Consider the following 11,523-nt stretch of genomic DNA (forward strand, 5'->3'; position numbering starts at 1 on the left):
GCATGCCCGTCATGACCCGGAAGCACGGCATCGGCGCGGCACTGGCCCTCGCCGTCGGGCTGATCGCCGCCGCCGCCCCCGCGCAAGTCTGGCGCTCCGACCAGGGCGACGGCACTTACCGCAATCCCGTACTCTTCGCCGACTACCCCGACCCCGATGTCATCCGCGTCGGCGAGGATTTCTACTTCGTCTCGACCACCTTCGCCAATGCACCGGGCGTGACGATCCTGCATTCCAAGGACCTGGTGAACTGGACGATCGCTTCCCATGTGGTCGATCGGCTGGACGGAGATCCGCGCTACGACCTGAAAGCCGGGGGCGACTATCGCCACGGTTTCTATGCTGCGAGCCTGCGCCGTCACAATGGCATGTTCTACCTTGCAGTGACCCCGGTCGGCCACAAGACGCGCATCTATCGCTCGGCGAAGATCGACGGTCCATGGACCTATAGGGAACTGGACCGTGAAGCCTTCGACCCGGCGCTATTCATCGACGCGGACGGCACGGCCTATCTCGGTACTTCGGTCGGAACCGACGGCACGCTGACCTTGCTTACCCTCAACGGCGATCTCACCGCCGTTACCGCCGCCAAAGTCGCCTATTACAACAAAGGCGCGGAAGGTTCGAAGATCATCCGCCACGATGGCTGGTACTATCTCTTCAACGCCATCCCCTCCAAGCTGGCGATGACCGTTTCCCGGTCCCGCAGTCTTTGGGGGCCGTGGGAAACAAAGCCCTCCATCGACGACAAGACCGGCGGCCATCAAGGCGCGATCGTCGATCTGCCGGACGGCGGCTGGTACGGCTTCGTCATGGTGGACGCCGGCGCCATCGGCCGCATGACCAATATCAGCCCGATCTACTGGAAAGACGGCTGGCCCTTCTGGGGCACGCCCGAAAACCCCGACCATGTGCCCGATCGCTCGCCCAAGCCGATCCTGGGGCATCCTTTCGCAGAGCCGCCATCTTCCGACGATTTCTCGGCGCCGAAACTCGGCCTGCAATGGCAATGGAACCATAACCCCGACGACGGCAAATGGTCGCTGACGCAGCGCCCCGGCTTCCTCCGCCTCCATGCTACCGAGGCCGACGGCATCTGGACCGCACGCAATACGCTCACGCAAAAGGCGCAAGGTCCGAGCATGCGCGCCGTCGCGAAAATCGACGCAGGCGGGATCAAGGCCGGAGACATCTGCGGCCTCGGCAGCTTCGGCAAATACAATGCCCAGCTTTCCGTCGTCGGCGGGGCAAAGGGCGCGCGATCCTTGCGGATGCAGCTCACCGAAAGCACTGTCCAAGGCCCCCGCACCGAAGTTCGCGTCCCAGCCTTGCCCTTGAGCGCTCGCGTCCTCTGGCTGCGCGTGGACATGGATTTCGAGACCAAACAAGGCCAACTCGCCTACAGTTCCGATAATAAGTCGTGGAACGAGGCAGGAGGCGCCTTCCCGCTCGCGTTCGACTGGCGCACCGGGACTTTCCAGGGACAGCAGATCGCGCTCTCCTGCTACAATCCTGCGCCAAGCGGCGGTTATCTCGATATCGACAGCTTCACGCTCTCGCCCCTGCCGGAGGGAACCCAGCCATGAGCCTGAGCCGCCGAGAAACGATGGCGGCCATGGCGGCGGGCGCGGCCTCGCTCGGCCTCGGACGACCTGCCAGGGCCGCACCGACAGCACCCCATCCGCTCAAACTCTGGTATCGCCAGCCGGCGGCGAAATGGACCGAGGCATTGCCCATCGGCAATGGCCGCCTCAGCGCCATGGTGTTCGGCGGCACGGCTCAGGAGAAGCTGCAACTCAACGAAAGCACGCTCTGGGCGGGCCAGCCTTATGATCCTGTCGATCCGCAGGCGAAGGGGATGCTGCCCCAGGTGCGCGAACTGATCTTCGCTGGTCGGATCGAGGAAGCCGAAGCGCTCGCCAACCGGACGCTGATGGCAAAGCCGCTGACGCAGATGCCCTATCAGACGCTGGGCGATCTGATCCTCGATTTTCCGAACCTGGGTGAGACTGCCACCTATCACCGGGAACTCGATCTCGACACGGCCATGGCCACCACCCGCTTCGAGGCGAACGGCATCCCCCATGTCCGTAAGGTCGTCGCTTCGCCGGCCGACCAGCTCATCGCCGTCCGCCTGACCGCCGGAGGCGAGGGCAAGCTCGACTGCGACATATCGCTTCGCTCGCCCCAGCGCGATGTCCGGGTTACCAGCGACGGGCCTTCCGGCCTGCTTCTCACCGGCCGCAACGGCGCGTCGAAAGGGATCGAGGGCGGTCTTCGCTTTGCCGCCCGCCTGACGGCGCAATTGGAAGGCGGCAGCGTCAGCCACGGCGCCGATGGGCGCCTCGCCATTCGCGGCGCCAAGGCCGTCACCCTGCTGCTGGCCATGGCGACCAGCTACAAGCGCTTCGACGACGTCAGCGGCGATCCCCTTGCCGCCACGGCGGACACGCTTGCCAGAGCCAGGGGCCGCACGTTCGCCGGTATCGCCGCCGACACCGCGATCGCCCACCGGCGCCTGTTCCGCCGCGTGGGTCTCGATCTCGGCACCTCGCAGGCGGCGTTGCTGCCCACCGACCAGCGGATCGCCGCTTCGCAGACCAGCGATGATCCCGCGCTTGCGACACTCTACTTCCAATACGCCCGCTATCTCCTGATCGCCTCCTCCCGGCCGGGCGGGCAACCCGCCAATCTGCAAGGGCTATGGAACGACAGCCTCAACCCGCCCTGGGGCTCCAAGTACACGATCAACATCAATACCCAGATGAACTACTGGCCCGCCGAACCTACCGCGCTCGGAGAATGCGTTGGTCCGCTGGTGGAGATGGTGCGCCAGCTCGCTATCACCGGCGAGCGTACGGCTCGGACAATGTACGGCGCGCGCGGATGGGTCGCTCACCACAATACCGATCTCTGGCGCGCGACCGCGCCGATCGACGGTGCGCAGTTCGGCCTCTGGCCTACCGGCGGCGCATGGCTCTGCGTCCACCTCTGGGACCACTACGACTATAACCGCGACCCTGCCTATCTCGCCTCGATCTTCCCGATCATGGCCGGTTCCGCGCGTTTCTTCCTCGATACCTTGCAGCGCGATCCGACCACCGGCTTTCTCGTCACCAACCCGTCGATGAGCCCGGAAAACCCGCATGGCCATGGCGGCACGCTCTGCGCCGGTCCGACCATGGATATGGCTCTGCTCCGCGACCTGTTCGCCCGGACGACCGAGGCCGCGCAGATCCTCGGCATGGAGGCGTCGCTCATCGCCGAAATGCACGCCGCGCGCGAAAGGCTGGCGCCGTATAAGGTCGGGAGGCAGGGGCAGCTCCAGGAATGGCAGGAGGACTGGGATGCGGACGCGCCGGAGCAGGAGCACCGCCACGTCTCCCACCTCTACGGCCTGCACCCTTCGCACCAGATCACCCCCGACGGCGAGCCCGCACTGGCCGCCGCAGCCCGCCGCACCCTGGAGATACGCGGCGACCGCGCCACCGGCTGGGCGACGGCCTGGCGCATCAATCTCTGGGCGCGGCTGCGGCAAGGGGATCATGCCCACGACATCCTGCGCTTCCTGCTGGGCCCGGAGCGCACTTATCCCAACATGTTCGACGCGCACCCGCCGTTCCAGATCGACGGCAATTTCGGCGGCGCGGCGGGGATCGTGGAGATGCTGATGGACAGCCATGACGACCGTATCGGTCTCCTGCCCGCCCTCCCCAAGGCCTGGCCGACCGGCAATGTCACCGGCCTGCGTGCCCGTGGCCGCTGCACCGTCGACCTCCATTGGCGCGACGGCCGCCTGGAGCACGCGATATTGCGTCCGGAACTCGGGGGCGCGCGCAAGATCCGCCTCGGCAGCGCCGAACGCATCCTCACGCTTCAGGCTGGAAAGCCGATCAGACTCACCTTCAAGGATTTCACATGACCTTGCGCCGCGCGCTCCTGTCTCTCGCTGTCCTCTGCGCCGGCACCGGCCTCTCTGCCCAGACCATTGATCCGCTCGCGCCCACCGGTGCGTGGAGCGCCAATCAAGTCGGCAGCGCGCAGCTTCCGCCGATGGGCTGGAACAGCTGGAACGCCTTCTTCACCGAGATCGACGAGGAAAAGCTGCTCGGCTCGGCCCAGCGCATTCTCGACACAGGTCTTGCGAAGAAGGGCTATCGCTTCATCAACATCGATGACGGCTGGTGGCTCAAGCGCCGCACCGGCGACGGGAAGCTCATCATTCGCGCGGACAAGTTTCCCTCGGCCTGGATGAAACGCGGCGATCCGTCCTTCCGCCCCCTGACCGACAAGCTGCACGCGATGGGTTTCAAGGCCGGCATCTATTCCGACCTCGGCCGCAACAGTTGCTCGCAGGCCTATTCCGACGGTCCCGCGCAGCTTCCGGAAGGCACGATGGCCGAACGCGAGGTCGGCCTCTACGGCCATAGCGACCAGGACATCCGCCTCTTCTTCGCGGACTGGGGCTTCGATGCGATCAAGGTCGACGGCTGCGGCATCCGCGCCTTCACCGCCGACGCCGAGCGCGTGCGCAGCGGCCAGTATCGTGCACTCGCCGCGCTGATCGACCAGCACAGCGTGACGCGGTCGAACGTCCCGGCGGTCAAGGCGCTCTTTGCCGATATCAACCGCTCGCTCGCCAGATACAATCCCGATGGCGACTACATGCTCTCGCTTTGCATCTGGGGCAGCGCCAATGTCCGCTCCTGGGGTAAGGACGTCGGCAGCATCTCGCGCACCAGCGACGACATTTCGCCCGACTGGGGGCGGATGCTCACCAATTACGACAGCGCCGTGCGCCGCGCGTTCTATGCCCATCCGGGCAGTTGGAACGATCCCGACATGCTCTTCATCGGCAAAGGCGATTTCGATGTGAACCATCTGACCGAGGCGCGTTCCCATTTCGCGCTCTGGGCCATGATGAATGCGCCGCTGCTGATCGGCGCCGACTTGCGCACGACGCCCCAGCCCCTGCTCGACGTTTTCGGCAACGCCGCGCTCATCGCGGTCAATCAGGATCCGGCCGGAAATCAGGCGACCCTCGCCTTCGACAGCGACGGGCTTCAGATCCTGGTCAAGACGCTGGCAAACGGAGACAAGGCCGTCGCCCTGTTCAACCGCGGCCTCGCTCCCGTCGACGCGGTGCTGACGGCCGATCATCTGAAATTCCGCGCCGATCGCGCCGTCACCCTGTCGAACCTCTGGACGGGCGCAAAGAGCGACTTCACCAAGGAGACCAAATTCCGCATCGCGCCGCGCGAAACGGTGGTGTTCCGCGCCAGCGGAACGCGCATGCTGGCGGACGGCCTCTACCTCTCTGAACAGCCCGGCGCGGTGAACCCGGCGGCGGACGGTGTCGTCCAGCCCGAGCCCGATCCCACCATCTATCGTTCGATTCCGGGCTGGCGCGGCACGCGCGGCATCGGCGAGCGGCCCATGTATGCCGGCTGGGGCGGCGCGATGGCGGATGCGACGCCTTACAACCAGGCACTGACCGTGGCCGGACGCACTTACGGGGCGGGCATCGGGATTCTCGCCAACAGTCGGCTCGAAGTGCGCAATGCCGGGTTCGTCCGCTTCAGTGCCCAAGTCGGCGTGGACGACAGCGCGCTGGACGGCGAACAGACCGTCCGCTTCTACCTCTACGGCGACGGCAAGCCGCTCGCCAGCTCCGCTCCGCTGCGACGCGGTGCGACGGCCCAACCGCTCGAAGCCGATGTGAAGGGGATAGCCGTCCTCGAACTGGTCGCGCGCGCCGATGGTGCCAGAGGCAATGCGGTGCCGGTAACCTGGGGCGACGCCGCGCTGCGCCGGTGAGAAGGCGCGCCGGTCCGGCGCGCCCTCCCCCATCATCTCAGAGCGGGGCGCCGCCGTCGTCCAACGGGTATTCGAAGACCGACGTCGAAAGCGGTGGCACGCTCAGGCTTCCGTTCAGCGCCGGAGCCTTGCCTTCGGTAATGACGACACCCGGCTTGGCGCCCACCTTGTTGGCCGCGTTCAACGAGCTTGCGGTGAGGCGCCAGACCTTGCCCGGCCCGCGCGTGCGCTTTCCGGGCAAGTCGATCGCCACGCTTTGCGGCTTGAACGTCGCATTGACGATGCCAATGCGCAGTGCCTTGCCGTCGGGGCTCAATGCCGCGACCATGTCGAGCGGCCAGGTCGCACTTCCCGCCTTCACCTGCGGATGGGCAGACCCCACGACGTGCCTGGGATCGGGCTGAGCCACGTTACCGTTCAGCGCGACCGGCACCGTACCCGCGCCGAAATGTTCTCCGTAGAGTTTGAAGACGAGGCCCGTCGTGTTCATCGTCGCACCCGTAGGCGTGATATCCATGGTGGATGCGCCCGAGGTGAATGCCGCCATCCGCAGGAAGTCGGTATGCCGCAGCATTTCCTGAATCACCATCGAGTAGGCGAGCGCCGACTTCAGCGTGGCGCCGTCCTTGGCCATGTAGGCATATTCGTCCATGGACAGGAAAATGCCCTTCCCCCCGTTGGCTTTCGCAATCTCGGGATAGCGCTGACGATAGATGTTCCACTGTTCAGCCTTCATGCGGACATGGTTCGAGGGTGAGCGCACAAATTCGATCAGTTCCTCGTCGGCAGGCGCGTCGGGGCGCTCCTCGCCCCGGTCGTACCAATGTTCGGTAATCCCGTCGAAAGTACCCATGGCCTTGGCGAAGAAACCGCCGGTCCAGTCTTCCTCGGTCCCGAACTTTCGCTGAATGCTCTCCAGCGACGGATTTTCCTTCACGTCGCGTGGATGCAACTGGTCCGGCATCGCGCCGGAGGCGATCAGGGTTATGCCCGGCTCCTTGGCCCGCATCGCCTCGGCAAAATCCCGATGCTTCATCAGGTAGTAGTCGAGGCTGGTCTTGCCGATCTGCCACCAGCCGTAAGGCTCGTTGCCGATGTTCCACCACTTGACGGCGTAAGGCGCGGGATGCCCGTTGGCCGCACGCTTCGCGCCCCATTCGCTGGTCGCCGCACCGTTCAGATACTCGACTTCCTCGGCCGCCGAATTGGCGTCGCCCAGGCCAGCATTGACGGTAACGTAAGGCTCTACCCTCAGGATGCGCGTCAATTCCATCCATTCGTCCATGCCGATATCGTTGGTTTGCATGGCGCTCCAGGCATGGTCGAACATCGGCACGCGCTTGTCGCGCGGACCCAAAGCCTGATGCCAGTCCCAATTGGACAGGAAGTTGCCCCCGGGTAGTCGCCACATGCCCGAGTTCAAGGACTGCGCGATCGCAGTCGTATCGGCGCGCCAACCGTTGATGTTGTCGGCAGGCATCAGCGATACGGCGCCGATGCGAAAGCCGCCGCTACCCGTGCCGGTAATTTGCAGCCGAGCATCGGACGATGCCTTGCCGGCCGTGAAGCGGAACGGCACTTCCGCCCAGCCTGCGCCCAGCGTGGGCAAGGTCATGACCTGCCGGTCGCGCGGCCCCGGCCCCCAAATCAGCGCGACCTCCACTTTGGCTCCGGCATCCCCGCTTATTTGAATGCGGCCGACATAGGTCTTGCCCGCCACGAGGCTCATGCCGCCTTGGCTCAACCCGCGCGGCGTGGTCCCGGCAAGTGTGACGGCGGCGCTCTGTTTGCCCACGAAAGGTTCCACTTGATCCATGACGACAGCGTCTTCGCCGCCGACGGGGCGCCACTTGCGGAACACCGGCGCCGGACGCCCCTCCACCGTATCCGGGACTTTCTCGTCTTTCCCCTTGACCCGTACCGGATAATAGAATTTGCGGTCGTCGAGCATTTCCGCCCAGAGCGTCTGGTTGACCAGACCCGCGATCGGTTCGATGAACATGCCATATTCATAGGCGGTTACCCGTGCGCTCACCCGCCCGGTGTCGATCGTCGCGCGGATCGCCTGCGCCTGCACCGCGCCGATATCCGCCCCGAAACTCGCAAACGCCAGTGCGACCAAGCCGCCCATGCGCAAGAAGTGCGCTTTTCCCATCGTTCAGTCCTCTCCTGTTGCAAGCATGCAGCGACACCACGCCGCCGCATGCCTTGTTCTTTCTGCAATGAAGTGTCTCGCCGATTGGCTATCCGGCCGCTTGTTCGCGCGGCCTTGGTTGTCAGCGCGTCTTTACGACCGGCAATTCGAAGGAGCCGATCGGCAGGGCCGCATCGTCATAGAGATTGATGACGGGCGACCCCGCCCAGGCATAACGCACCCGCGTCGCGGCGGCGCCATCTCCGGCCAGCAGGACGCGGGTGCCGTCCACTTTGCCAGGCACGAAGCGGCAAGTGCCCAGGGCTTCACCGCAGAGTTCTAAACCTATCGCCTGCGCGGAACTGCGCGTGCGGAGTCCGCCTGTCAGTCCGGTAAATTCGACGACGACCCCGCCGTCGCTACCGGCAACGGCCCGCACCGCCTGGGGACCGGTTCGCGGGTGCTGTTCGCCATAGGCCGCCGCGCGCATTGCCCGGGCTAGTCGGCGCCCGACTTCCTGCTTTTCACCCGGATGGATGTCGAAAGGATCGCCGATATCGATCGCTGTTGCCAGCCCGCCGTGATCGTCCTGTGCCATCGCCCGATACTGGATCTGCCGCATCGCCGCCCAGCCGCTTTCCGCTGGCGCGGTGACCGGCGCGCCATAGGCCGCAAGCTGCACCGCGACAAATACCAGCTCCGGCAATCCGAACTGACGCCGCCAATCGGCCATCATCGCCTTCATGCGCTCGGCATAACCGGGCAAGTCGACATCGGATTCACCCTGATACCAGGCCACGCCCTTCAGCCCGATCGCTCCAAGCGGCGCGATCATGCCATTGTAGAGCGTGCCGGTGCCGGTGACATCACCCCAGGGGACGCGCGGCGCACCTTCTGGCGAGCGCTGCGGCACCGAATAGCGCCACTGCTCACCAAGCGGCACTTCGCTGCCGTCGCCCAGCGACAATTTCAGGACTTCGGCCGGTCCCGAAAGGCCGCCGTTGCCGTAGTTGTCCTGGACATTAACGATCATGACATTGCGTCCGGCCTTGAACAGGCCGGGGGGAACGTCGAAACTGCTCGGCTGCCAGGCGCGCGCGCTCATGCCCACGGGCTTGCCATTGATCCAGACGCGCCCGACATCGTCGAGCAGTCCGAGCGACAACTGGCCCGGCGCATTGGCTTGAGCCGCCGTCAATTCGAACTCCCGGCGATACCAGACCATGCCGTTGTAATCGGCTAGCGAAGGTACGCCCCATTCCTCCCATGGGCCGATGCGCGGCACCTCTGCCCAAGTCAAGGCGCTGTCGGCCTGCCACGGTTCACTACCCGGCTTGTCGCCCGTCTGCACGCGCCACCACTTTTCCCATTGCGCGCTGGCCACCTTTTCCGCGGCGAAAGGATCTCGGCCGTGCAGCGCTACCATGGCAGCGGCCGCCTGTTGTCCGACCTCGGCCTGCGCCCGGGCGCCCATCCACGGACTGATGCGCGAACCGCCCCAACTGCTGGCGATCGCGCCAATCGGAACCTTCGTTCCTTTCCGCAGTTCACGTACCATGTAGAAGCAGGCCGCCGAAAAATCGCCGACGCTGTCCGGCCCTGCCGCTTTCCAATTGGGGGCATCGCGAAAATCGCGCAAGGGTTCGTCCGCCACCGCCCGGGGAACCAGCAGCAGCCTAAGCTGATCGTCGGCCGAACTCCGGATTTGCCCGAGGGCGTCCTGGGCATTGCGGACTTCCAGTTCCATGTTGGATTGGCCTGAGCACAGGAACACGTCGCCGATCACCACGTCCTGCACCACAACCCTGCCGGACGCCGCTTTGGCTTCCAGGCGTATTGCTCCCGCCTCCCTCACTGGATCGAACTTTGCCGTGAACCTGCCGTCCTTTTCGGCCAGCACGTCCTTGCTCGTCGATCCGAGCAGAACCGTGACGTTTTCCCGCGGAGCAGCACGCCCGGTTATGGTTACCGGCGTTTCCCGCTGAATGACGGCATGATCGCCAAACATCGGATCGAGCCGCGGCGCAGCCCAGACTGGAGACGCGGCAGCGGCGCAATAGGGTAGCGCCATAAGCCAATGAATACGATTACCTTGCCGGATCACGCCCTGCCCTCCCCTGGAATCGGTCCGGTTCGCGGATCCGATTTCGTTTCAGCCTAATGATGTTCGAAGAGCTGGCAACGGTTTTTTGTTAACGCTAACTAGTCCTTCGACTGCCATTCCCGGTGCCTTTGTTATTGGAAAACGAGATTCTGCGAGAAAAACGGCATCAGTTGATCCTGGAAACGCCACGCCACGCGATTGGTATGGTCCCCGTCATAGATCTCGAAGCGGTTGGCGATGCCATAGCGATCCAGTATCTCGTGCAGTGTCCGCGCATCGTCCTTCAGTCCATCCTTGTCACCGACATCGATGGCAATCGCGCGATAACGCTTGAGATTGCCTATATACTGATCGACGAAGGACAGCGGCGCATTGGCTGCCCATTTTGCAAGCACATCGTTGCGAACCCTCCCATCCTTGACGGGCAGGTCCAGGTACAGAGGTGGATTAGCCGGATTTGGCGACCATGCCGCCGCAACCGCCAGTTGCGCACGAAGCAGGAAAGGAAGCCCCGCAGAATCACCAGGCGTCCTCACCGCATCAAGTTGCTTCAGCGCCGACGGATCCATTGGCCCCGCATCCCTCGCCGAGAGACAGCAGGGGCTCATCATGTAAAGCACGCCGAACATATCGGAATGCTTCATGCCGATACGGCTGGTGCCGTAGCCGCCCATGCTATGGCCGGACAGCCCGCGACTTTCTCGCTTCGCTATCGTTCGATAATGGCTGTCGATGTATGCGATCAGATCCCTGGATATGAATGTCTCGAAATCCCCGGTCGTGGCCGAACTGGAATACATGGACCCGTTATGGACCGTTTTTGAATCGGGCAGCACCAGGATCATCTCCCGTGCGCCGTTGGCGAAGGCGTTCTGCGCAGTAACGGTCAGATGAATTTCTCTGGCCCATTGCTCGGCGCCGATCGAGTAGCCATGGAGCGCATAGACTACCGGATAGCGCCGATTACGTTCCTTTCCATAACTAGGAGGCAGCACGACCAGCACGTCGCGGTCGGCGGTCTCGCCTTCCAGATTGCCCTCGATGGTTGGCGCATGGACCTTGATGCGCTCGATCCTGATCGATTTTGCACCGACGACCGCTGCCGGTCCTTCGGTCGCTACCTGAGCCTGCGCCGGCGCTGCGATAAACGATGCAGCGGCACCCAGATATACGACAATATGCTTCAACTGCCCCATATTTACCCTCTCTCCAGTTGTTATCACGTCCCGACGAGCGCCTCACGCACCCCGCAGCATACGCACCACCAGGGTCCTGATGCGGCCGTAATGGCCCTCCGCCAGCGGTCCGAGAACGCCATGCTGTGTTTCCGGCAAGTGCGCCAAGGGGTGTCCATCCGGCCGAAAAGCATAGTGATCGAAATAGGCGCGCCATGCGGCACGCTCGGGAGCAGGACGTTCGGCTATGGCGATCATGGCCAGCAGCAGAGCCGCATAAGGCGAGTCCGGCC

Annotated in this window: 6 protein-coding genes and 1 pseudogene; 3 read left to right on the forward strand and 4 right to left on the reverse strand. The window is 64.3% G+C overall.

Annotated features, from left to right (window positions below; translation table 11 throughout):
• Positions 1 to 11 precede the first annotated feature (11 nt).
• The 3 genes from V7066_RS26890 to V7066_RS26900 are packed head-to-tail and all read left to right on the forward strand — an operon-like array spanning position 12 to position 5,817.
• A complete protein-coding gene (locus V7066_RS26890) occupies positions 12 to 1,586 on the forward strand; it encodes a glycoside hydrolase family 43 protein (RefSeq protein ID WP_334185991.1) in 1,575 nt (524 codons plus the stop codon).
• Positions 1,583 to 3,922 (forward strand): glycoside hydrolase family 95 protein, encoded by a 2,340-nt coding sequence (locus V7066_RS26895; protein WP_334185992.1) that lies wholly within the window; start codon positions 1,583 to 1,585, stop codon positions 3,920 to 3,922. The genes V7066_RS26890 and V7066_RS26895 overlap by 4 nt, the downstream gene beginning before the upstream one ends.
• Positions 3,919 to 5,817: an NPCBM/NEW2 domain-containing protein gene (locus V7066_RS26900; protein WP_334185993.1), complete on the forward strand. Its 1,899-nt coding sequence runs from the start codon at positions 3,919 to 3,921 to the stop codon at positions 5,815 to 5,817. Before V7066_RS26895 ends, V7066_RS26900 begins: the two co-directional genes overlap by 4 nt.
• 37 nt (positions 5,818 to 5,854) lie before the next feature.
• Here V7066_RS26900 and V7066_RS26905 read toward each other — a convergent pair whose 3' ends face one another.
• The 4 genes and pseudogenes from V7066_RS26905 to V7066_RS26920 form a co-directional block, all read right to left on the reverse strand.
• The gene (locus tag V7066_RS26905; protein ID WP_334185994.1) at positions 5,855 to 7,972 is read right to left on the reverse strand and encodes an alpha-L-arabinofuranosidase C-terminal domain-containing protein; all 2,118 of its coding nucleotides are present in this window, start codon (positions 7,970 to 7,972) and stop codon (positions 5,855 to 5,857) included.
• Positions 7,973 to 8,093: 121 nt separating this feature from the next.
• The gene (locus tag V7066_RS26910; RefSeq protein ID WP_334185995.1) at positions 8,094 to 10,022 is read right to left on the reverse strand and encodes a sialate O-acetylesterase; all 1,929 of its coding nucleotides are present in this window, start codon (positions 10,020 to 10,022) and stop codon (positions 8,094 to 8,096) included.
• Between the two features lie 164 nt (positions 10,023 to 10,186).
• Positions 10,187 to 11,251 carry an alpha/beta hydrolase gene (locus tag V7066_RS26915; protein ID WP_334185996.1) on the reverse strand — a complete coding sequence of 355 codons (1,065 nt, stop codon included), beginning with the start codon at positions 11,249 to 11,251 and terminating at the stop codon, positions 10,187 to 10,189.
• Between the two features lie 42 nt (positions 11,252 to 11,293).
• Positions 11,294 to 11,523: pseudogene (locus V7066_RS26920) on the reverse strand (cupin-like domain-containing protein); the annotation flags it as partial.

This window comes from Novosphingobium sp. (assembly GCF_036820275.1).
GTDB lineage: Bacteria > Pseudomonadota > Alphaproteobacteria > Sphingomonadales > Sphingomonadaceae > Novosphingobium.